Below are 22,608 nucleotides of genomic sequence, written 5' to 3'. Positions count from 1 at the left end.
TATTGTTTAACTTAAATTAACGTTCTATGCTGATATTTATATATAAAATTTATTAATTTATTTGCTGGCAACGAAGGACGATAAGATGTCTGTAGCTGTGACAAAAAAAGCAATAGAAAAACTAATTAATGGGTATGAGTCTGATCCTTTTGCACTTCTTGGTATGCATGAAACATCGGCAGGTTTAGAGGTTCGTGCTTTTTTACCAGATGCAGTTGCAGTCAGTGTCATAGATAGAAAAAACGGTCGAAATGTAGCAACACTAGAGCGTAAGCATCCTAGTGGTTTTTTCTGTGGCGCTATCCCTCGACGTAAACGTCGTTTTAGTTACTGTTTAGATGTGACGTGGGAAAATGCACAAGGTGTCGTTGATGATCCCTATCAATTTGGCATTTTATTGCAAGAAATGGATATTTGGTTTTTAGCACAAGGCCATCACTCCCGCCCTTATCAATGTTTAGGTGCGCACCCTGCAAAATTGGGTGATATTGATGGTATTACTTTTGCTGTATGGGCACCCAACGCAAAAAGCGTAAGTGTTGTAGGCGATTTCTCATTCTGGGATGAAAGACGTTTTCCAATGCGATTACGTCGTGAAAGTGGAATATGGGAGCTTTTCCTTCCACAGGCTCATCTTGGTGATTGCTATAAATATTCTATTCTTGATGCGAATGGTGAACGTCGATTAAAAGCTGACCCTTATGCTTTTGAAACACAAATACGCCCTGAAACTGCATCAATTATCAATACATTACCCCCAATCAAACCGATGCCACTATCGCGTCAGCAAGCGAATCAACGCAATGCACCTATGTCTATTTATGAAGTTCATTTAGGTTCATGGCGTAGACATACTGACGATCAAAGCTGGTTAAGTTACCGCGAATTAGCTGAACAGTTAATTCCATACGTTAAAGAGATGGGTTTTACTCATATTGAGTTGCTCCCTATAAATGAACATCCTTTTGATGGTTCATGGGGATATCAACCACTAGGATTATATTCACCAACTCGTCGCTTTGGCTCTCCTATGGATTTCCGTGACTTTATTGAAGCTGCGCATCAAGCAGAAATTAAAGTCATATTAGATTGGGTTCCCGGTCATTTCCCTGAAGATGATTACGGTTTACGTAATTTTGATGGTACATCACTCTATGAATATGCAGATAGACGTGAAGGCTTTCATCCTGATTGGAATACCTTGATTTATAACTATGGGCGCAATGAAGTGCTGAATTACCTCTCCGGTAATTTATTGTATTGGCATGAGCATTTTGCGCTTGATGGTTTCCGTTTCGATGCTGTTGCCTCAATGCTTTATCGTGATTACAGTCGAAAAGATGGTGAATGGATCCCAAATAAACACGGTGGACGTGAGAATTTAGAAGCCATTGATTTTATTCGTCATACCAACAAATTACTGGGCACAACTTGTCCCGGTACAATCACGATTGCAGAAGAGTCTACCGATTTTCCGGGTGTTACCTTACCGCCTGATGATGGCGGCTTAGGTTTTAATTACAAATGGAATATGGGTTGGATGCATGACACGTTAGCTTATATGCAACGTGATCCTATCTATCGTAAATTTCATCACAATCAAATGACCTTCGGTATGCTTTATGCCTATAACGAAAACTTTGTTCTGCCTCTTTCACACGATGAGTTTGTGCATGGTAAAGGCTCGTTGATTGGCCGCATGGTAGGCGATGATTGGCAAAAATTTGCCAATTTGCGTGCATATCTTGGCTTTATGTGGGCTTATCCCGGCAAAAAACTGCTATTTATGGGATGTGAATTTGCACAATGGCGTGAATGGAACCACGACAGTAGCTTAGATTGGCATCTTCTTGAAGAGCCAAATAGTCCGCACCAAGGTGTTCAACACTTTGTACGAGATTTGAATCTTTCCTATCAAGCTAATGCCCCGCTTTATGAATGTGATTTTGAACGTGAAGGCTTTGAGTGGCTTACCGTTGATGATCACGATAACTCCGTCTTTGCTTTTTGCCGTAAAGATGCACAAGGCAATGAAATTATTGTTATCAGTAATTTCACTCCAGTTGTTCATCACAACTACGTTGTCGGTGTAAATAAAGCCGGTGCTTATCAAGAAATTCTCAACAGTGATTCTGAATTTTATAACGGCAGTAATGTAGGAAATTTAGGTGAAATAGAGACAACTGCAAGTGCATTTAATGGCAAGCCTCACTCTTTGTCATTGTCATTACCCCCACTTGCGACGCTGTATTTAAGATTGAAGGATTAATATGTCTTTAGACTATGGTCGCCCTTTTCCTATGGGCAGTCATTATGATGGTTATGGAGTAAATTTTACACTCTTTAGTGAAAATGCCACTAAAGTCATTCTTTGCCTGTTTGATAAAGCAGGCAAAGAGATCCGCTACCCATTACCGGGTAAAACTGGCTCAATTTGGCATGGGTATTTGCCCGGAGCAGGGCCAGGTTTACATTATGGTTATCGTGTAGAAGGTGAATGGGATCCAGAGCAAGGATTATTCTATCAACCTCAGCAACTATTATTAGATCCTTATGCAAAACAGGTGACGGGTATTGTTGATAATACATTACCTTACACCTCCCCTGTTTTTAATGCATTAGAGCATGATGATAGTGCGATTACACCTAAAGCAGTTATCACAGATGATAGTGGCTGTTTTTGTCATTCTTATAAAGAAAAAGGCACTTATCAGCGTTTAAATACACCGTGGTCAGAAACCATTATTTACGAAGGACATGTAAAAGGACTGACAATACTGCATCCTGAAATACCTGAAAAATTGCGGGGCACTTATGCAGCATTAGGACACCCTGCTTTTATTTCACATCTGAAAAAATTAGGTATTACGGCATTAGAATTATTGCCTGTTCAATATCATTTAACAGAGCCACATCTTCATAAAATCGGTTTAAAAAACTATTGGGGTTATAACGTATTAGCGCCTTTCGCTTTATCGACTCAATATTATTCTAATTCAGGTCGCAATATTATTGATGAATTTCGAGAAGCTGTAAGATGCCTACATAAAGCCAATATTGAAGTGATTTTAGATGTGGTGTTTAACCATACTGCGGAATTAAGTGATCAATTTGAAGGTTATATTGTTTCGCAACGTGGTATTGATAACCAAAGCTATTATTGGCTAAACGATGAAAACAAAGCTCAAAATTGGACGGGGTGTGGTAATACACTCAATTTAAGTCGCCCTGAAACGGTGCAGTGGGTTATGGATTGCTTGCGTTATTGGGTGACTGAATTTCATATTGATGGTTTTCGTTTTGATTTGGCGACAAGCCTTGGTCGAGTTCCCTATTTTGATACTCAATCACCTCTATTGACGGCTATTCGACAAGATCCACTATTGTCACGCATTAAACTTATCGCAGAGCCTTGGGATTTAGGCTCTGATGGTTATCAAGTCGGTAATTTTCCTGTTCCATTTACAGAGTGGAATGATGGCTATCGCGATGTTATTCGTCGTTTTTGGTTATGGCGTGATGTCTCTATTGCGGCATTTGCAGACAATATTACAGGCTCAGCAAAGCTATATCACAAAAATGGCAGACCTCCCTATTCTAGTGTCAATATGATAACTAGCCACGACGGTTTTACACTACGGGATTTAGTGAGTTATCAGAATAAACATAACGAGGAGAATGGAGAATCAAACCTAGATGGACATAACACCAATTACAGTGTGAACTTTGGTGAAGAAGGTTTGATAGTTAACGAAAAAATAAGTCAATACAGATTGCTTGCAACAAGGAACATGCTGGCAACGCTACTGCTTTCTAGAGGAACACCTCATTTACTCGCCGGTGATGAAGTGGGTAATACGCAATATGGTAATAACAACGCTTATTGTCAGGATAATAAAGTCAGTTGGATCAAATGGTTTCAACAGCCTTACAACTTAACTGATTACATTCGCCACCTTATTGAATTACGTCACCAAATTACACCTTTAAGTTCGCTTAAATGGTGGGAAGAAGATAGCCAAAATGTTGTTTGGTTAAATCAGAATGCTCAACCTATGAGTCATGAAGATTGGCAACAACTTCCACCCTCACCATTACAACTTCTTTTAGCGCAACAATGGATCTTAATGTTTAACCCATTAAGAAACAGCGCTGTTTTTTCTTTACCTAAAGGGTCTTGGTCTTGCTTGCTTGATACGGCTAGCTGGCCTGATTGTTACCCAGCACAATCTGAGCATTGTGAAGTACAACCTAACAGTATCACCCTTTGGCGAAATAGCGTTTTTTATACTCAGTCTTCTACTGAAAAATTACCCATTATTTCCTCCCAAGTTAAGTAATTTGATTGGAGTGCTATAACTATGATGACAACAGAACAAGGCCAAAAATTAATGTTGGCACAACAACTTCCTAAAGAGGCAATTGCACTCGTTTTAGCGGGAGGTCGTGGTACACGCTTAAAAGCATTGACTTCAAAACGTGCAAAACCGGCGGTTTTCTTTGGTGGAAAATTTCGAATTATCGACTTTACGCTATCAAACTGTCTTAACTCAGGGATCCGTCGTATTGGTGTTATTACCCAATATCAATCGCACTCTTTAGTTCAACATATTCAGCGTGGTTGGTCATTCTTCAACGAAGATATGAATGAGTTTGTTGATTTATTACCAGCTCAGCAACGTCGTAATACCGAACATTGGTATATGGGTACAGCTGATGCTATCTATCAAAACCTCGATATTCTTCGTAGCTACAAAGCAAAATATGTCGTTATCTTAGCTGGCGACCATATTTATAAAATGAACTACGCTCGTTTATTACTTGATCACGTTGAAAACAAATCAAAATTCACCGTGGCTTGTATTCGTGTTCCTAAAGAAGATGCATTCCAATTTGGTATTATGGATATCGATGAAAATCGTCGAGTGCTCAATTTCTTAGAAAAACCATCAAACCCACCTTGTATTCCTGATGATCCTGAACATTCATTAGCAAGTATGGGTATTTATGTGGTTGATAGAGATTATCTCTTTGATTTATTAGAAGAAGATAGCCGTGATCCAAATTCACACCATGATTTTGGCCAAGATATCATTCCTAAAATCACTGAGCGTGGTGATGTTCTTGCTCATCCATTTGAACTCTCTTGTGTCAGTTCAGATCCTTCAGTACCACCATACTGGCGCGATGTAGGAACTATTGAAGCATATTGGTCTGCTAACCTCGACTTAGCCTCTGTAACACCAGAGCTTGATATGTATGCGAAAGATTGGCCAATCCGTACCTTTATGACTCCGTTACCGCCAGCTAAATTTGTCCAAGATAATCATGGTGAACATGGACAAATGATGAACTCGTTGATTGCTGACGGTTGTATTATCAATGGCTCAACGCTCTATTCATCTATCCTATTCCCATTAGTTCGCGTTGAATCTTTCTGCCATATCGAAGATTCCGTGATTTTACCTGATGTGACAGTGAGCCATCATTGTTACTTAAAACGCTGTATTATTGAGCGTAGTTGTACTATTCCAGAAGGTACTGTTATTGGAATGAATGCAGAAGAAGATGCTGCACGTTTCCACCGTACTGAAGAAGGTATCGTGCTTGTAACAAGAGAAATGCTTGAGCAATTAGCACGTAATGAAAAAGAAAATTCAACTGAAACAAATGCAGAACAAAAACCTCAAAATGAGGAGGCTTTTTCGTGAATGTCCTTCACTGTTGTTCTGAATTATTCCCTCTGCTAAAAACAGGGGGATTAGCTGATGTTATGGGTTCTTTGCCTTTAGCTCAGAAAAAGATAGGTTTAGATGCGCGGGTTGTTATACCCGCGTTTCCTGCTATTAAAGATAATATTCCTGAACTCAAGTTAGTGACTAATATCGATACCTTTGCAGGTAATATTTCTCTGCTTTATGGACAATATCAAGGTGTTGATATTTATCTCATTGATGCACCTCATCTTTATCAACGTACTGGTAGCCCTTATCACGATCAACATCAACACCCTTATGGTGATAATGTTTTTCGTTTTGCCCTATTAGGTTGGGTGGCAAGCGAATTATCAGCGGGATTAGATCCTTTATGGCGTGCTGATATTGTTCACGCCCATGATTGGCATGCAGGACTTGCTTGTGCTTATTTAGCAGTTAAACATTATTCAGCAAAATCTGTTTTTACTGTTCATAATCTGGCTTATAAAGGTGAATTCTCACCTTATCATCTGCATCAACTTGAATTACCTGATTACAGTTTTTCAATTAATGGACTGGAATATTACGGACAAATTTCATTCCTAAAAGCAGGCCTCTTTTATGCTAACCACATTACGACAGTCAGCCCAACTTATGCCAAAGAGATAACCACTCAAGAGTTTGGTTACGGTTTAGAGGGATTATTACGTCAACGTGCTTATGAACAGCGATTAAGTGGTATTTTAAATGGCGTCGATGAGGCGGTTTGGGATCCTGCAACAGATAGCTTAATAACACGTCGTTATGATGTTAAAAACCTGAATAAGCGTTTAGAAAATAAAACTGCATTACAGAAAAAATGTGGTTTACCTGTCAACAATACCGCTCCTCTTTTTGCAGCTGTCAGCCGTTTAACTTCGCAAAAAGGGCTTGATTTAGTTATTGAAACACTCCCTGATATCGTTGAACAAGGTGGTCAGTTTGTTTTATTAGGCACTGGCGATAGTTACCTTGAAGCGGCATTTTTACACGCACAACAACAATATCCTCAAAATGTAGCAGTTCATATTGGTTATGACGAAAGTTTTTCACACCAAGTTGTCGCCGGTGCTGATGTGATTATGGTGCCTAGCCGTTTTGAACCTTGCGGATTAACTCAGTTATATGGCTTGAAATATGGCGCCCTACCTTTAGTGAGACACACGGGTGGATTAGCCGATACGGTTAATGATTGCTCATTAGAAAATTTAGCACGTCACCAAGCGACGGGTTTTGTTTTCTATGAAGCGACGCCTGACTCTCTGCGTCAGGCGATTAATCGTGCCTTTACCTTATGGAGTATGCCTAAACAGTGGCAACAAGCTCAAACTGATGGCATGAATCAAACTATTTTTAGTTGGGAAACCGCTGCAAAAACGTATGCGACACTGTATCAACATTTATAGACATGAAGTCTATTTAAGCCAGTGGATAACAAAAAGAGATTTATAATGAAAAATTTATGTGAATTTGATTATTTATCACCTGATAAGGATATTGAATCATTAAAGCGTTCTATTGTTTATAAACTAATGTTTATTGTTGGTACGTCGCCAAAGTATGCAACACCAACAGATTGGTTAAATGCAACCTCTTACGCCATTAGAGACCGTTTAGTTGAACGCTGGTTAAAATCAACCAAAGCGGAGCTTTCACCGAAAGTAAAACAGGTCTATTACATTTCGATGGAATTTCTTATGGGGCGTTTTTTAACCAACGCCATGCTCTCTTTAGGTGTTTATCACGAAGTTAAAGAAGCATTAAAAGAGTTAGGTCTTGATCTTGAAAAACAAATCGAACTTGAGCCAGATCCTGGCTTAGGTAATGGTGGTTTAGGTCGTTTGGCTGCCTGCTTCCTTGATTCTTGTGCCACATTGGGTTATCCCGTTACAGGTTATGGTATTCGTTATGAATACGGAATGTTCCGCCAACAAATTCAAAATGGCGAACAACATGAAGTTGCGGATAACTGGCTTGAAAAAGGTAATCCTTGGGAATTCCCTCGTCATGATCTGCAATTTGAAGTGGATTTTGGCGGGCGTTTACAACAAGAAGGCGAGAAAAGTTATTGGGTTGATACCTTCAATGTAATGGCACAACCTTATGACTCTATTGTCCCGGGTTATAACACACAAGCAACAGATACCATTCGTTTATGGTCAGCTAAATCAAATGTGGCGTTTAACTTAGGTAAATTTAATAAAGGTGAATATCTAGAGGCAACAGAGGCTAAAGATCGCTCTGAAAATATCTCTCGTATTCTCTACCCTGATGATTCAACAACATCAGGTAAAATGTTGCGTTTACAGCAAGAATATTTCTTAGTCAGTGCTTCTGTTCAAGATATTTTGCAACGTCATTATCATCTGCATCAACGCTTTGATAATCTGAAAGATTTTATTGCAATTCATCTTAATGATACTCACCCTGTTCTTGCTATTCCTGAGTTAATGCGTCAGCTAATTGATAATCATGGATTTAGCTGGGATGAAGCATGGGAACAGACCATACATATCTTCTCATATACCAACCATACATTAATGGGTGAAGCATTAGAGACTTGGCCTGTTGATATGCTTGGTCGTTCGCTTCCTCGCCATTTACAAATCATTTTCCAAATCAATGATAAATTCTTGAAACAAGTTAGAGAACAATTCCCTAACGATAACGACTTATTACGCCGTGTTTCTATTATTGATGAAGAGAATGGCCGTAATGTTCGTATGGCATGGTTAGCGGTTATTATTAGTCATCAGGTTAACGGTGTTTCTGAGCTTCATAGCCAATTAATGGTGCAATCTTTATTTGCTGATTTTGCGATGATCTATCCTAAGAAATTCTGCAATATTACCAATGGGATCACACCACGCCGTTGGTTGGCATTAGCAAACCCTTCTCTCTCTAAAGCAATTGATAGCCATATTGGTACGAATTGGCGAACAAATTTAGAGCAATTAGGTGAATTAATGCCATTGGTGAAAGATAAAGATTTCTTGCACCAATTAAAAGATTCAAAACGTATCAATAAACAAAATCTTGCGCAAATTATTAAGGAAGATTTAAATATTGATATTAACCCAGATGCGCTGTTTGATGTGCAAATCAAGCGTATTCATGAATATAAACGCCAACTTCTCAACGTGTTAGGCATTATCACTCGTTATAATCGCATTTTAGAAAATCCAGAGAAAAACTGGGTACCTCGCGTATTTATTTTTGGAGGTAAGGCTGCATCAGCTTATTATAATGCGAAGAAAATTATCAATCTTATCAACGATATTGCCAGTAAGATTAATAATGACGAGCGAATTAAAGACAAACTAAAAGTGATCTTTATTCCTAATTACGGCGTAAGCTTAGCGCAACACATTATTCCAGCAGCAGATTTATCTGAGCAAATATCATTAGCAGGAACAGAAGCTTCTGGTACAGGGAATATGAAATTTGCCCTAAATGGCGCATTAACTATCGGTACACTTGACGGTGCTAATATTGAAATTGGTGAGCATGTTGGTTTTGATAATATGTTTATCTTTGGTCACAATGCACAAGAAGTGGCAGAGTTAAGACAGCGTTATTCCCCTCGCCGTTATTACGATGAAGATATCGAATTACACACTGCGCTTAATCAAATCGCTAATGGTTTCTTTAATCCAACTTACCCTGATAAATATAAATCAATTTTCGATAGCTTAATTGAATTTGGTGATCATTATCAGGTATTAGCCGATTACCGTAGTTATGTGGATACACAAGATAATGTTGATGTGCTTTATCAAGATGAAGATGCTTGGTTGAAAAAATCTGCGTTAAATATCTGCCAGATGGGTTATTTCTCTGCGGATCGTGCGGTAACAGAATATATGCAACGAATTTGGAAAGCTTCTGCGATTACATTGTAAAAACTAAGCTAAATTTCTAAGGACAGAACAGTAACCGCGCTTTATTGCGCGGTTTTTGTTTTTATTGTTTAAGGCTTAATAAAATTAGATTTTAATACGGTAGGCACAACGTCTTGCGCCTTCTAAGATATATTCAACACGTTGTAGTTCTACCCCCAGTGTTTCAGAAAATAGCTCTTTCTCTGTATTGCAAAAACCTTGGCACACTTTAGCTGCAGCACAAATTGGGCAATGATCTTCAATAAAAAGATACTCGTTATCTTTTACTTGCTCCCAGTGTGCCATATAGCCCTCTTGGCTACGCAGTGTGGCTAAAATATCTAAACGTTCTGTGAGTTCATCCGCGTCTTTTATCGCTTGCGTGTAGCGCTGATAACTTTGTCTCTTTCGTGCTAAAATAATTTTTTCGATTGCACTTTCACCCAATTCTTCGCGAATAGTCAGTAAAATCTGGGCGGTTAACTCAGCATGAGTATCAGGAAATTGTTTCTGCCCTAATTCGGTTAAATGCCAATATTGAATAGGTCTTCCAACACCTTTTGGCTCGGTTATCGCTTCAACAAATCCGGCATTAGCAAGTTTTACAAATTGCTGTCTTGCTGCTTCACCACTTGTACCAAGACGTTGCCCAATCTCATTAGCTTGCATAGGTCCATGTTTTTTAATTAAAAATAGAATTTTATCGCCCACAGTACGTTGAGCAGGATAATTATATTCCAAGTTTTTTCTTGACATATTAAGCGTCTCAGTATTTATTTATCCAAGTTTTATCTTGGTAATTTAACGAAGCTATGTCGTAATAGCAATGAAAGAAGGATATTTTTTCTAATGCACCCAAATAATAATAGCCAATGGCGTGATCTCTTTTCAGGACGGAATGGTGCAATCTCCTTTGCCCTCTCTTTTGGTGTCGTGATCCATGCGATTAATATTTTAATGGCAACAACTATTTTACCTTCTGTTGTAACCGATATTGGTGGAATGGGATTATATGCATGGAATACTACGCTATTTGTAGCTGCTTCAATTATTGGCTCAGTATTGTCTGCTCGCTTACTCAATTTATTAGGTGCCAAAGGTGCGTATTTAGCCGGTACAGTACTATTTTTTATTGGCAGTTTGTTGTGTGCGATTGCACCTAAAATGGAAGTCATGCTAATTGGTCGATTTGTTCAGGGCCTTGGTGGTGGACTTTTATTTGCACTTTCTTACGCTATGGTGAATATCGTTTACGATCAAGCATTATGGCCAAGAGCAATGGCGTTAATTTCAGGTATGTGGGGTGTTGCTACATTAATTGGCCCTGCTATTGGCGGTATTTTTGCTCAATTAGATGCTTGGCGTTATGCCTTTGGTATTATGTTACCTATTATGCTTTTTTATGGTATTTACCTGTGGTTTATCTTACCCAAGAATGACAATAACGCGCCAAAATCAACCTCACAAAGCTTGCCTTATCTTCAGTTAATAATTTTAACGGCCGCAGTTTTGCTTATTTCATCTGGCAGCCTTTCTTCTTCACTTACTATTAATTTACTGAGTATTGTGGTTGTGTTTGGTTTAATTGGTGTGCTTATTTTTTGTGAGAAACGCCTTGCTGTTCGATTGCTACCCACTAATACATTTAAAGGCCTCTCTTTACATGCCCTTTTGTATTTAACTATTTCGTTATTAGCTATTGGTATGACTTGTGAGATCTTTGTCCCTTATTATCTACAAAGCTTACATATGCAAACACCTTTAGCTTCAGGTTATATGAGTGCATTAATGGCATTAGGTTGGACAGTTGCTGAAGTGATTAGCGCAAGTTGGCAAGGTGCTAAAATGCGTTTTAGTATTTTAAGTGGCCCTATTATTGTTTTTATCGGTTTGCTGGTGTTGGCTTTTGTTATTCCAAACCCACTACTGCAATCAGAAAACGCGGTTAGTCTTTTTATTATTTTATTTGCGTTGTTCTTGGTGGGTTATGGTATTGGTTTTGGTTGGCCTCATTTATTAACTCGTATATTGCAAGCTGCTTCCACGCAAGATAAAGATATTGCAGGCGCTTCAATTACAACCGTACAACTGTTTGCAACCGCATTAGGCTCTGCATTTGCAGGTATGATAGTTAACTTGAATGGTTTTAATAGTGGCACACCTGAAGGCCTCTCTTCTTCTGCTTCTGCCTTGTTCTTATTTTTAGCATTAGCACCATTAATGGCGATTTATACGGCATGGAAAATAACGCGTTGTTCTTATTAATCCTTATTTTCAATGTCATATAAAACACAAAAGAGGTGATATATTTTCGCCTCTTTTTTATTAAAACATTGGTTTTATTTATGAAAGATCCTATTTTTTATTCTGTCAAAATACCTTTTAACGATAAAAGGAGTTTTTATGACAAATATTTTTTCAAAACCTGCAATTTTAAATAATAATTCTAATGTTGTTTTTAATAAAGAACCATTAAATAATTATGGGAATTTTTTAAATAATATAAAAAATATTAAAAATACCTATTTAGATATCTCCATATGTGATTATAATAAAAGAAAAGAGATCACTGTAGACATTGCGGATCTCAGTAAAAAATTAATATCAAAAATACGAGATCTATATACACCAGAAGAAATATCCTCTTACAGGGTCGATATAAAAAATCCAGAAAAATCAACAGATTTATTAAATAAAGCCTATAAAAAAGTAGATGACAATATTTTAGGTTGGTGGATAAATGAAAAGAAAGTTCTCCCTTCTTCAATAATTAATCGGACAATTGACAATTTATATCGTAATGAAAAGATTATTGTGGATAAAGAGACTAAGCAATGTTTATTTTCTTTAATATCTCATGAATTTAATCTAGAACTAGATAGTAACGTTGCTCAAAGTACACTGATCCAGCAATTACAAGATATTCCTGAAGTAGTAAAAGCAATAGATGATTTGGGAATTTCTGATAACTCATATTTAAAATATGAAGTCTATTGTTTATTGGCTGGAAATATCTACAATTTTTTATCAGGAAATGAAAATAAAGTTAATTTTTCTGAAATAAAAGAAGCAATTAAAGAAATAGCGCAACGAAAATTCGGTGTTCCTAAAAGTGAATTAGGTGGTTTTTCTTTTTATCCTGTATTTACACTCGCTTTCTGTAAGAATTAAACTATTGATCTAGATTTAGACATTGTGTATAAATAGATATACATTTTATCTAACTTAAGTGAAATAGGAAACCGCAATGACCTCACATCTTACACTACAAAATATTGATGCCCTCTCATCCCCTGGTGGGCATTACTCTCATGTTGTGACTGCAAACAATATGTCGTTTATTTCTGGGTTATTGCCCTTAGATAAACAAGGTAATCCATTGGCAGACAAGCCCGTTGAAGTTCAAATTACACAAGTGCTTGAAAACTTAAATGCTTGTCTTCTCGGAATTAATGCAAAGAAAACCGATATTGCTCAAGTTAAAGTCTATGTGACAGATATTAACGAGTGGCCTATTGTTAATGAACTATACGCAAAATGGATTGGTGAGCACAGACCAGCAAGATTAGTCGCGGGTGTAAAAGAGCTCCATTTTGGGAGCAAAATTGAAATTGAAGCCGTGGTGATCAAGGAGCAATCTTATGAATAAGTTGCCTATTCCTACTTATAAAGATGTGACAGAAGCTCATCAACGTATTTTGCCTTATCTTAATAAAACACCTGTTTTAACCTCTCGCACGATTAATGAGCTAACAGGAGCACAGTTTTATTTTAAGTGTGAAAACTTTCAACGAATGGGAGCATTTAAATTCCGTGGTGCGATGAATGCGTTATCTCAATTTAATGATCAACAACGTAAAAATGGTGTTGTGACTTTCTCATCAGGTAATCATGCTCAGGCAATTGCCTTATCGGCAAAGCTATTAGGTATTCCTGCAACAATTATCATGCCTGAAGATGCGCCAAAGGCAAAAATGGAAGCAACAAAAGGCTATGGTGGTCGTGTGATCACTTATAATCGTTATACAGAAGATCGCGAAGAAATTGGGCAACAATTAGCACAAAAAGAAGGCCTAACATTAATTCCACCTTACGATCACCCTCATATTATTGCGGGGCAAGGTACTGCTGCCAAAGAGCTATTCGATAAAGTGGGTGAATTAGACATGCTATTTGTTCCATTAGGTGGTGGTGGATTACTTTCTGGCTCTTTATTATCAACTAAAGCCCTTTCACCTGATTGTAAAATATTTGGCGTTGAACCTTTAGCTGGAAATGACGGACAACAATCATTACGCAAAGGAGAAATTATTCATATTGATACCCCGAAAACAATTGCAGATGGCGCACAAACTCAGCACCTAGGCAATTATACTTTTGAAATTATCCGTAATAATGTGGACGATATTTTAACTGCAACAGATGAAGAATTAATTTCGACTATGCAGTTTTACGCCCAGCGTATGAAAATAATTGTAGAGCCAACAGGCTGTTTAAGTTTAGCAGCAGCGCGTCAATTTGGTGATAAATTAAAAGGTAAGAAAATTGGTATTATTATCAGTGGTGGTAATGTCGATATCGCACAATACGGTCACTTTTTAGCACAATAAACCATTGATCCTTATGTATGTTCTGATATTAAAAAAGCAGTATAGAAAAACCTATACTGCTTAAAAGGATCAACATACAACCAATCAACTAAAATAACGGGGACATTTATTTGATCACTGTTTAATTAAGTGAAAAAGTGATACCTGCTTCTTTACATAGTTGAGTTAGATTTTCTTTTAATTTTTGATTTTCTTCAGATAATAAATCAAGTTGTGGCAAACGCATATGACCACCTTCTAAACCACGCATAGTTAATGCTGATTTAAATATTGCCATATTCGCACCAGACTTAAGTGCATCACTAAATTTCACACAAAATTGTTGCCAATGTTTCGCTTCTTGATAGTTACCTGCAATATAGGCTTTATACATATTCACAAATGGTTCAGGGAACACACAAGCACAACCTGAAACAGTGCCATCACAACCTGCATCTAATAACCCTAAGAATAATTTGTCGTAGCCGTGAAGAACTGAAAAATCCTCTGCAACTGCAAGATAACTTAATGTTGTATTGTTATCAGCAAAGCTGTATTTAATACCAATTACATTTTTACACTGCTGTTGTACTTTTGCCGCTAATTCAGGCTTTATATTATTTGCAGCACATTGTGGAATGTTATACAGATAAACAGGGAAATTATCCGGTACGCTGTTTGCTACTGTTACAAAATAATTTTCTAATTCTCTGTCTGTTGCACCAAAAAATTGTGGTGTCACCACACCAATACCATCAGCACCAACTTCAACAGCATGTTTGGCTAATTCAATGGTTTCGTTTAATGTCATTGCACCAACATGAATAAAGACAGGTAAACGTTTATTCGCCGTTTCGACAACGGTTTTTGCAACATTTTTACGTTCTAACGCGGATAAACGCAACATCTCACCTGTTGTACCACAAGGATAAAGGCAATCAACACCCTTGGTTACTAACATTTCAGTTAATGCAGATAACGCTTTAATATCCACTTGATCGTTCAAATCAAACGGAGTAACCATTGCCACTGTAACGCCAAATAATTTTTTCATATAAAGACCTTTATTAAATCAGATTGCTTCAACAATAACTTTAATTGCCAACATACCCGGATCATCTAAACCAATAGATTTTTCTGGGAACATACGAGCTCGACCTAATAAATTAGGTTTTTGGCGGTATTCATTAAGCGTACTATCGATGCTTTGTAAGGCTACTGCTTTTAGATTATCGATAGCTAAAATGGGTTTTAACGCTTCAGATAAATGGTAAAGAATATCGAGTACAGATTTTTGCCCTAATTCCCCTTTTCCTCTCGCCATCATGCTTTGATAGGCAACGGTTAATAGCGGTGAAATGTCGGAGGGCGATATTTCTTGAAGTTGGTTTTCTTTGCAATATTTTGCCATGGCCATAAAAGCTGTTGCTTGCAATGTACCAAAAGAAGAAGCACAGGCTTTTTGTAATGATTTACTGCATTGAAAAAATGCTTTGCTGAGATCATCAGGCCAATCATGTGAATCGTCGGCAATTTGCCGCCAGCCTTTTTGCATGGTGATCCCCAAATCCCCATCACCTAGGCGGCTATCTGCTTCACAAAGCATTGTTTGAGATTGCTCACAAGCGATGGCGATACGCACAACCGCTTGTTTGAGCATTCCAAGTGTAATATTCATCGTTATATCCTCCAGAATGCACAATGAGCCAGTGCATTCATCAAGGCTTCTAGCTCATCATCTAACTTGCACAATGTTAAACTTGCACCTGTCATTTCCATAGATGTGGCATAACGGCCGACCAATGGGTGCACAATAGTTGCACCTGTTTTATTGATCAGTTGTGCAATTTTATTGTACAAAATATAAAGCTCTTCTAATGGCGTTGCGCCTAAAGAGTTAACTAATACAGAGACTTTATCCCCTGTTTTTAATGATAATTCCGTTTGTAAACGCTCAAACATCTCTTGTGCAATATCATCTGCACTACGTAATTTATCACGCCAAATTCCCGGCTCACCGTGAATACCCATCCCCATTTCCATTTCATCTTCACCAATTTCAAAAGTAGGATGGCCTACTGCGGGTAAGGTACAAGATGTCAACGCACAGCCAATAGTTCGGGTATTTTCCATGGTTTTTTGAGCAATACGCGTAACTTCATCAAGCGTTGCACCTTCTTCTGCTTTGGCCCCTGCCATTTTAAAACCATAGATCATCCCAGCAACACCACGGCGTTTGTGCGCTTCTTCTGGTTTTGCTGAAGCCACATCATCAGCGGCTAAAACAGTTGTACAACGAATATCATCTTCAAAATCAACAGTTTCAGTCGCCATATCAAAATTCATAATATCGCCACCGTAATTGCCATAAAGTAGCAATACACCTAAGCCATTGTTGGCTTCACGGATGGCATCGGCCATTAAATCTGCTGAAGGCGAAGCAAAAACATCACCTACAGCGGCAGCATCGAGTAACCCTTCACCGACATATCCGGTAAATACAGGTAAGTGACCTGAACCACCGCCAGTTACAATCCCTACTTTGGGCTTATCTGTTTTTTTCGAACGAGTAATCAATCTTGACTGTGGTTGGCGATAAATATCACTATGAGCAAGGCATAAACCTGCTAATGTTTCATCGACATAATTTTCTGGCTTATTTAATATTTTTTTCATGTGATCACCCGATATTTTTATTTATCTGCTGATTTCTGACACCTTAAATAAACTGACTTTATTTAAGGTGAGTTTTCCCTGATACTTAAAAAAGTATCTCTCTATGATTAAATGTTTAATAATAAATATGAGTATTAAATGGGTTATTTTACTTAGCTTTAAATGCACCTCTAATTTGCATTACTACTATGAGTAGAAATACACTTGCTAATACCATAGAAATAGGTCTGTTAACGAAATTAATGAAATCACCATCAGATTTCATTAATGATGAGAGTAAATTCTTTTCTAACATTGGCCCTAAGATCATGCCCAAAATAATCGGTGATATTGGGAATTTTCGTTCTTGAAGGAAATAGCCGATAACGCCCATCACCAACATAACAACAATAGAAGACATCGTATTTGTGATTGCATAAGAGCCGACAAGACTAAATAAGATAATTGCTGGATAGATAATCGCATTATCAATAGCAACAATCTTTTTCAATAAATTGACAACAATAAATGCAATTGGTAATAAAATTAGGTTAGCGATAAAGAAAATAATAAAAACGGCATACAACTTATCAGGGTTGAATAAAAATAGAGTTGGCCCTGGTTGCATATCTTTCATATACAATACACCGATAATAATTGCAGCCGCAGAATCGCCCGGAATACCAAATACTAAAGATGGGATCCAACTTCCTGCTAAGCTTGCATTATTACTCGCTGAAGCATCAACAATACCTTCCTCAGAGCCATGACCATATTTCTCTGGTTTTTTAGAAAGCTTCTTTGAAACAGCATAAGAGATCCATGCCGCAATATCGGCACCAGCACCCGGTAAAGCACCAATTAATGTTCCTATTATTCCGCTACGGAAAATACCGCCTTTACGTTGACGAACAACGCCACCAACCCCTTTAAAAATATTGTAAGAGTTATTTTCGGCATTCACTTCACTTAGCGTGATTTGCTTTTCTTTCCAGCGTTCAACGTAATATTTAATTGCACCCGAAATTGCAAATAATCCTATCATTGCAGGAATAAAACTAACTCCTTGCATTAAAGAGACTTCACCAAAAGTAAAGCGAGCTTGTCCGGTAAATTCATCGTAACCAATAGTCGCTAGTGCAATACCAAAGAACAGAGCTAATAAGCTTTTTCGAATATGTGAACCTGAAACAATGGTTGCACAGCCAAGCCCAATTAAAGAGAGCCACATATATTCATAAGAGCTAAATTTTAAAGCAAACTCAGCTAAAATTGGGGCTGTGGACGCTAATATAATCGTACCGATAACGCCACCAATGACAGAGCTTGTTAATGACATGCCTAATACGCGGTTTGTTTTGCCCTCTTTAACTAAGGAGTGCGCATCATTGGTATAAGCTGCCGATGCAGGCGTACCTGGAATATTTAATAAGGCACCAGGAATATCACCTGCAAATATAGAAGAGGCTCCGACAGAAATCATTAAGGCTAATGCAGGTATGGGATCGAGAAAAAAAGTAAATGGCACCATTAATGCGATGGCCATTGTTGATGTTAATCCGGGAATTGCACCAACAAATAAGCCAAATAAACAAGCACCAATAACGACAAGTATTGTTGTGTAATCAATATAAGCGAGTGCGCTAATTAATATATCCATACTGTTGTTCTCTATTTATGAAAATAGCTGAGGCAGCGGTACTAACAGTACAGCGGTAAATAAGTAATACACACCTAACACCACACTGGCTGAAATAATAAAACTGTATATAGGTTTTGTTGTTGCATATTTCATCATTAACGGTGCTGTAATAATTAAACCTGTTAAAATAAAGCCTAGATAATCTGATGCAAAAACATAAAAAAGAATAATGCCAATAATCAATAAAACAAATTTTATTTCATGCCATGAAACTAATGGAATATCACTTTCTTGATCACGTGAAAATATATCTATTAATGAAAATATAATCATGCCACCGCCAATAATGGAAGGCATAAACGCGGCACCATATTCACTAAAATCACCTAATGAATACGCACTATAAACAATAAGAAATAAACCAAAGCAACAAAATATTAGTGATAGAATATGACGATTTAGCATAGGCATAAAAACGGCTGTTGTTCAGCCGTTTCCTCAGTTATTTCTTTATAATTTCGCCAAACTTTTTATCTTCATTGGCCATAAATTGAGTGGCATCATTGCCATATAATTCGATAACTTCAAAACCTTGTTTATTTGCAAACTCAGCTAATTCACCAGAGGCATACACTTTTTTCATTGCAGCAGTGAGTTTATCTTGTACTTCTTTATCTAACCCTTTTGGTGCAACTAGCATATTCCACGCTTGCAGATCCCAATTATAAGGTGTGGCTTCTTTGAATAACGGTACATCAGGATAAAAAGCCGATTTCTCATTTGACATAATTGCCATATGCTTCACTAATCCAGCTTTTACCATACTATCCGCTTCACCTAATGAAGAAGTCACAATATCAACACCACCAGAAGCAAGCTCTTGTAATGCAGCACTTGCACCTTGTGATGGAATAAAGCGAATGGCGTTATCAGGTAACCCTGCGGCACGCAACATACCAATCGTATTGAGATGCCAGATTGAATTTAAGCCACTACCCGATGCTTTTAACTTACCCGGATTTGCTTTCGCGTAATCAATAATTTCCTGTGCATTTTTAAATGGCGAAGATTTTCCAACTTGTAATCCACCATAAATAACGGCAAGGCGTGTAATTGGGGTGTAATCTTGATAAGTTAAATTCGTCATTCCCTGATGATGCATCATGGTAATTTCAACTGTTGCAATCCCCAGCGTGTAGCCATCGGGTTTTGCATTTTTAATCGCATCGTGACCTACAACTCCACTACCACCAGTTTTATTTACCACATTAACAGTCACGCCCAATTCTTCTTGTAGCCCTTTAGCCGCTAAGCGTGCAACTGTATCAGTATTACCTCCAGCAGCCCAAGGGACAACAATAGTAATCGGCTTTTCAGGGTATTGAGCAAAAGCCGGAAGTGTAAAAATGGAACTGCATAGGGTAAATGCCAGAAGTGTTTTTTTCATTATATGCACCTTTTCTCATTGCAGATTATTTGTGGTCGAATATCTTCGAGCCTTGATTTAAGGCGAGCCTGAACTTGAGAAAGCACAGGCATTGCTGTTACGCCTTTTTGTTCTATAAACGCAGAGAGGAAAGCACTGGCAAATAATACACTCTCATGCATTGTGCCTCCTGCCGCTATTTTTGAAGCAAATGCGCCATTAAAAGCATCCGTGGCTGCCATCGTATCCACTCGCAACGATGGCATAGGGGGTATATGAAATGTGGCTCGTCCATCAAAATAGACCACGCCAAGCTCATCCATATAGATAATGACTTTTTTGTTTTCATCACCTGAAATAATGCTAATAGCCTGTTTAGCGTCATTAATGTCGTTTATTTCAATGTCAGCCCAATGTGATGCTTGATTTGCATTTAAGGTAATAAAATCAAGATTTGAATAAAGTTGCTTTAGGTTTTCGTTATAAGGTGCAACATTAAGCACAACCGTTTTATTAACCGATTTTGCAAACAGTGTGGCTTTAATATTGGCTTCTATATTAATTTCACCTTGGAGCAATAACACATCCGCTTCACTTACATAGGGCAAAGAAATATCAATTTCTTGATCTGAAAACGTATTGTTCGCCCCTAAATAAGTCGCTGTAATATTATTTTGTGTTTTATCTGCTAAATAACTAATAGAACTGCCTGTTGGTTCTATTTCTGTTTGAAAAATCGTAAAAGAATCAATTCCGCTTTCTTGTAAATATTTATAAGCGTATTTACTAAAATGATCTTCACCCACTTTCGTTATTAAGTGCACTTTCGCATCAGAAAAACTGGCAGCCATTGCCTGATTTGTTCCTTTGCCTCCGGGGCCTATCGAATTACTTTTAGAGTTAATTAACTCACCAACTTTTGGAAAAGAATCGACATTGGCAATAATATCTACCACAAACGATCCAAGTACACAGACTTTGCCTTCAGGCTTTCTATCCTGACGTTCTCTCACGATTAATAAATCGTGCAATAAACATGAAATATCAAAACTATCACTAAATTTACTTATTTTTTTAATTTCTTGTTTCCCTAGTATGGCGCCACCATGACAACGTTTGATCAACCCTTCTCCTTCAAGGTATTTCAAATCACTGCGGATAGTTTCCAATGTGACACTGAATCTTTCCGCAAGCTGAGCCACTTTTACTTTCTTTTGTTCCCTGATGATGGTGTAAATTTCCTGTCGCCGTTCTTCTGAAAACATATAAAGTGCCTCCGTATCATTGATAACGAGAATAAGGAGATTAGGTCAGTGATTCTGCGATGGTATTCAAAACAAAAAACCAAAAGCAAAAGCAAAACCAAATCGAAGTAATTTAGATCACATTTCTTTAACACAATATCAATTGGTATACGTTAAAAGTGAGAGGTGAAACGAGTCGAATAAAGAATGGTGATTAGGAAAAGAGAGGTGGAATCAGCCGTTCAAAGACGGCTGATAAAATAGCAATTTATATTATTACGGAAATGATAATTTCTAATTGTAAATATCATGTTAAATAAAATCACCTTGGTATTTAGTTTAACAAGGCATTAAGCAGATAAAAACCCACTAATGTGAGTAAAACCACAACTAATGTATTACGTATTTTAAGTGCTAATCCTACACATAATAAGGTTCCCCAAAGATAAGGATTATCTAAAATACCTTTAAATTCCCCCTTTTCTAACAGCACGATTGGCGCACAAATTGCGGTTAATAAACAAGGTGCAGAATATCCCAATGCTTGTCTGATCACTGACGGTAATTTGACGGGGATCGCCGGTTCAAGAAAGAAGTAACGCAACATGAAAATGATCAGTGCCAAAATTAATAATAACGACCATGTCATTTTTGTTCTCCTCTTGCTCTAGCTACACAAACAGCAATAAACATGCCTGTTAATCCACCAATAACTACGCCACCTTCTATATTCAACCAACTGAAAATAATCGAGAGGCAAAAAGAGACAATAACACCGACTAATGTACTAAATGTTTTTATTAACGGAATAACAATCGCTAATAAAGTAGCAACAATAGAAAAATCAAGATGATAACGAGATAAATCAGAAACTTGGCTTGCCATAATAATGCCAACAATACTGACAGCTACCCACGCTAAATAAAAACATAATCCCGCACCTATCATATAAGCAGGTGTAAGCTTTACTTTCGGTTGTGCTGAAACTGCAAAAAGCTCATCCGTTAATAAAAAACCTATCGTGATACGTTGATACCATTTTAAATGGGCAACATGTGGACGTAAGGTCAATCCGTATAAAAGATGTTGTGCTGTAATAAAAAAGACAGAAACAATAATGGTCATCATTCCTGCACCAGAAACCACTAATCCTAGTGTGACTAATTGTGCAGCTCCTGCAAATATAATTGCAGACATTCCGACACTTTGAGCAAAGCTCAACCCTGCATCAACTGCCATTGATCCTGCTAATATTCCCCAAGGAATAACTGCAAGGCATAAAGGCAAAACATGCAAAGCACCAAGGCCGAAAGCACGCATTACTTGCCTATCTTCATTATTATTTTTGATTTTTTCCATTTACCTGTCTTCACTTCTAATGCATTAATTCTATGGAGAATGATTATCAGTCAGTAAAGATAAATGGGATTGTATAA

Annotated in this window: 19 protein-coding genes; 9 read left to right on the top strand and 10 right to left on the bottom strand. The window is 37.6% G+C overall.

What is annotated here, in order from left to right; all coding sequences use genetic code 11:
• The first annotated feature begins 85 nt into the window (after positions 1-85).
• Genes glgB through glgP form a run of 5 tightly spaced genes read left to right on the top strand, consistent with a single transcriptional unit; the run spans position 86 to position 9,637 of the window.
• Positions 86-2,269, top strand: a complete 2,184-nt coding sequence (glgB, locus tag GTK47_RS12620) for a 1,4-alpha-glucan branching protein GlgB (RefSeq protein WP_165123650.1) — start codon at positions 86-88, stop codon at positions 2,267-2,269.
• A gap of 1 nt (position 2,270) precedes the next feature.
• Positions 2,271-4,340, top strand: a complete 2,070-nt coding sequence (gene glgX, locus GTK47_RS12615) for a glycogen debranching protein GlgX (RefSeq protein WP_165123648.1) — start codon at positions 2,271-2,273, stop codon at positions 4,338-4,340.
• Positions 4,341-4,361: 21 nt separating this feature from the next.
• Complete coding sequence (gene glgC, locus GTK47_RS12610) at positions 4,362-5,711, top strand: glucose-1-phosphate adenylyltransferase (RefSeq protein WP_165123646.1); 1,350 nt, start codon at positions 4,362-4,364, stop codon at positions 5,709-5,711.
• Positions 5,708-7,141 (top strand): glycogen synthase GlgA, encoded by a 1,434-nt coding sequence (gene glgA, locus GTK47_RS12605; protein ID WP_165123644.1) that lies wholly within the window; start codon positions 5,708-5,710, stop codon positions 7,139-7,141. Before glgC ends, glgA begins: the two co-directional genes overlap by 4 nt.
• Before the next feature lie 45 nt (positions 7,142-7,186).
• Positions 7,187-9,637, top strand: coding sequence for a glycogen/starch/alpha-glucan family phosphorylase (glgP, locus tag GTK47_RS12600; protein WP_165123642.1), 2,451 nt, complete (start codon positions 7,187-7,189; stop codon positions 9,635-9,637).
• Between the two features lie 84 nt (positions 9,638-9,721).
• Here the strand turns inward: glgP and GTK47_RS12595 are convergent, their stop codons facing one another.
• Positions 9,722-10,372 carry a metalloregulator ArsR/SmtB family transcription factor gene (locus GTK47_RS12595; protein ID WP_165123640.1) on the bottom strand — a complete coding sequence of 217 codons (651 nt, stop codon included), beginning with the start codon at positions 10,370-10,372 and terminating at the stop codon, positions 9,722-9,724.
• A gap of 93 nt (positions 10,373-10,465) precedes the next feature.
• Here GTK47_RS12595 and GTK47_RS12590 point away from each other — a divergent pair, with 93 nt between their 5' ends.
• From GTK47_RS12590 to GTK47_RS12575, 4 genes are all read left to right on the top strand, one after another.
• Entirely contained in the window at positions 10,466-11,881 is a 1,416-nt protein-coding gene (locus GTK47_RS12590; RefSeq protein ID WP_165123638.1) for an MFS transporter, read from the top strand.
• 138 nt (positions 11,882-12,019) lie between these two features.
• On the top strand, positions 12,020-12,787 hold the full coding sequence (locus tag GTK47_RS12585; RefSeq protein WP_165123636.1) for a hypothetical protein: 768 nt from the start codon (positions 12,020-12,022) through the stop codon (positions 12,785-12,787).
• Positions 12,788-12,863: 76 nt separating this feature from the next.
• Positions 12,864-13,265 carry a RidA family protein gene (locus GTK47_RS12580; RefSeq protein WP_161711318.1) on the top strand — a complete coding sequence of 134 codons (402 nt, stop codon included), beginning with the start codon at positions 12,864-12,866 and terminating at the stop codon, positions 13,263-13,265.
• Entirely contained in the window at positions 13,258-14,226 is a 969-nt protein-coding gene (locus tag GTK47_RS12575; protein WP_165123634.1) for a threo-3-hydroxy-L-aspartate ammonia-lyase, read from the top strand. Before GTK47_RS12580 ends, GTK47_RS12575 begins: the two co-directional genes overlap by 8 nt.
• 121 nt (positions 14,227-14,347) lie before the next feature.
• Here GTK47_RS12575 and GTK47_RS12570 read toward each other — a convergent pair whose 3' ends face one another.
• The 9 genes from GTK47_RS12570 to GTK47_RS12530 all read right to left on the bottom strand — a co-directional run bounded on the left by GTK47_RS12570 (position 14,348) and on the right by GTK47_RS12530 (position 22,531).
• Positions 14,348-15,259 carry a dihydrodipicolinate synthase family protein gene (locus tag GTK47_RS12570; protein WP_165123632.1) on the bottom strand — a complete coding sequence of 304 codons (912 nt, stop codon included), beginning with the start codon at positions 15,257-15,259 and terminating at the stop codon, positions 14,348-14,350.
• Between the two features lie 18 nt (positions 15,260-15,277).
• The gene (locus GTK47_RS12565) at positions 15,278-15,883 is read right to left on the bottom strand and encodes a dihydroxyacetone kinase subunit L (RefSeq protein ID WP_241256018.1); all 606 of its coding nucleotides are present in this window, start codon (positions 15,881-15,883) and stop codon (positions 15,278-15,280) included.
• Positions 15,884-15,885: 2 nt separating this feature from the next.
• Positions 15,886-16,881, bottom strand: coding sequence for a dihydroxyacetone kinase subunit DhaK (locus tag GTK47_RS12560; protein WP_165123630.1), 996 nt, complete (start codon positions 16,879-16,881; stop codon positions 15,886-15,888).
• Positions 16,882-17,029: 148 nt separating this feature from the next.
• Positions 17,030-18,520 carry a tripartite tricarboxylate transporter permease gene (locus tag GTK47_RS12555; RefSeq protein ID WP_165123628.1) on the bottom strand — a complete coding sequence of 497 codons (1,491 nt, stop codon included), beginning with the start codon at positions 18,518-18,520 and terminating at the stop codon, positions 17,030-17,032.
• A gap of 15 nt (positions 18,521-18,535) precedes the next feature.
• A complete protein-coding gene (locus tag GTK47_RS12550; RefSeq protein ID WP_165123626.1) occupies positions 18,536-18,973 on the bottom strand; it encodes a tripartite tricarboxylate transporter TctB family protein in 438 nt (145 codons plus the stop codon).
• Between the two features lie 31 nt (positions 18,974-19,004).
• The gene (locus GTK47_RS12545) at positions 19,005-19,949 is read right to left on the bottom strand and encodes a tripartite tricarboxylate transporter substrate binding protein (protein WP_165123624.1); all 945 of its coding nucleotides are present in this window, start codon (positions 19,947-19,949) and stop codon (positions 19,005-19,007) included.
• Positions 19,949-21,193, bottom strand: coding sequence for a ribokinase (locus GTK47_RS12540; RefSeq protein ID WP_165123622.1), 1,245 nt, complete (start codon positions 21,191-21,193; stop codon positions 19,949-19,951). The genes GTK47_RS12545 and GTK47_RS12540 overlap by 1 nt, the downstream gene beginning before the upstream one ends.
• 313 nt (positions 21,194-21,506) lie before the next feature.
• Complete coding sequence (locus GTK47_RS12535) at positions 21,507-21,821, bottom strand: AzlD domain-containing protein (protein ID WP_165123620.1); 315 nt, start codon at positions 21,819-21,821, stop codon at positions 21,507-21,509.
• Positions 21,818-22,531, bottom strand: a complete 714-nt coding sequence (locus tag GTK47_RS12530; RefSeq protein WP_241256017.1) for an AzlC family ABC transporter permease — start codon at positions 22,529-22,531, stop codon at positions 21,818-21,820. Before GTK47_RS12530 ends, GTK47_RS12535 begins: the two co-directional genes overlap by 4 nt.
• Positions 22,532-22,608: the final 77 nt, after the last annotated feature.

Origin of the sequence: Proteus sp. ZN5 (assembly GCF_011046025.1) — a bacterium.
In the GTDB taxonomy this organism is placed as follows: Bacteria; Pseudomonadota; Gammaproteobacteria; order Enterobacterales; family Enterobacteriaceae; genus Proteus.
Note: the sequence above shows the minus strand (reverse complement) of the source record. Positions and strands in the feature narration are given on the sequence as shown.

Excerpts from the sequence above, each read along its gene's own strand:
- glgB (WP_165123650.1), top strand. The coding sequence starts at position 86 with ATGTCTGTAGCTGTGACAAAAAAAGCAATAGAAAAACTAATTAATGGG.
- glgX (WP_165123648.1), top strand. The coding sequence starts at position 2,271 with ATGTCTTTAGACTATGGTCGCCCTTTTCCTATGGGCAGTCATTATGAT.
- glgC (WP_165123646.1), top strand. The coding sequence starts at position 4,362 with ATGATGACAACAGAACAAGGCCAAAAATTAATGTTGGCACAACAACTT.
- glgP (WP_165123642.1), top strand. The coding sequence starts at position 7,187 with ATGAAAAATTTATGTGAATTTGATTATTTATCACCTGATAAGGATATT.
- GTK47_RS12595 (WP_165123640.1), bottom strand. The coding sequence starts at position 10,372 with ATGTCAAGAAAAAACTTGGAATATAATTATCCTGCTCAACGTACTGTG.
- GTK47_RS12590 (WP_165123638.1), top strand. The coding sequence starts at position 10,466 with ATGCACCCAAATAATAATAGCCAATGGCGTGATCTCTTTTCAGGACGG.
- GTK47_RS12585 (WP_165123636.1), top strand. The coding sequence starts at position 12,020 with ATGACAAATATTTTTTCAAAACCTGCAATTTTAAATAATAATTCTAAT.
- GTK47_RS12580 (WP_161711318.1), top strand. The coding sequence starts at position 12,864 with ATGACCTCACATCTTACACTACAAAATATTGATGCCCTCTCATCCCCT.
- GTK47_RS12575 (WP_165123634.1), top strand. The coding sequence starts at position 13,258 with ATGAATAAGTTGCCTATTCCTACTTATAAAGATGTGACAGAAGCTCAT.
- GTK47_RS12570 (WP_165123632.1), bottom strand. The coding sequence starts at position 15,259 with ATGAAAAAATTATTTGGCGTTACAGTGGCAATGGTTACTCCGTTTGAT.
- GTK47_RS12565 (WP_241256018.1), bottom strand. The coding sequence starts at position 15,883 with ATGAATATTACACTTGGAATGCTCAAACAAGCGGTTGTGCGTATCGCC.
- GTK47_RS12560 (WP_165123630.1), bottom strand. The coding sequence starts at position 16,881 with ATGAAAAAAATATTAAATAAGCCAGAAAATTATGTCGATGAAACATTA.
- GTK47_RS12555 (WP_165123628.1), bottom strand. The coding sequence starts at position 18,520 with ATGGATATATTAATTAGCGCACTCGCTTATATTGATTACACAACAATA.
- GTK47_RS12550 (WP_165123626.1), bottom strand. The coding sequence starts at position 18,973 with ATGCCTATGCTAAATCGTCATATTCTATCACTAATATTTTGTTGCTTT.
- GTK47_RS12545 (WP_165123624.1), bottom strand. The coding sequence starts at position 19,949 with ATGAAAAAAACACTTCTGGCATTTACCCTATGCAGTTCCATTTTTACA.
- GTK47_RS12540 (WP_165123622.1), bottom strand. The coding sequence starts at position 21,193 with ATGTTTTCAGAAGAACGGCGACAGGAAATTTACACCATCATCAGGGAA.
- GTK47_RS12535 (WP_165123620.1), bottom strand. The coding sequence starts at position 21,821 with ATGACATGGTCGTTATTATTAATTTTGGCACTGATCATTTTCATGTTG.
- GTK47_RS12530 (WP_241256017.1), bottom strand. The coding sequence starts at position 22,531 with ATGGAAAAAATCAAAAATAATAATGAAGATAGGCAAGTAATGCGTGCT.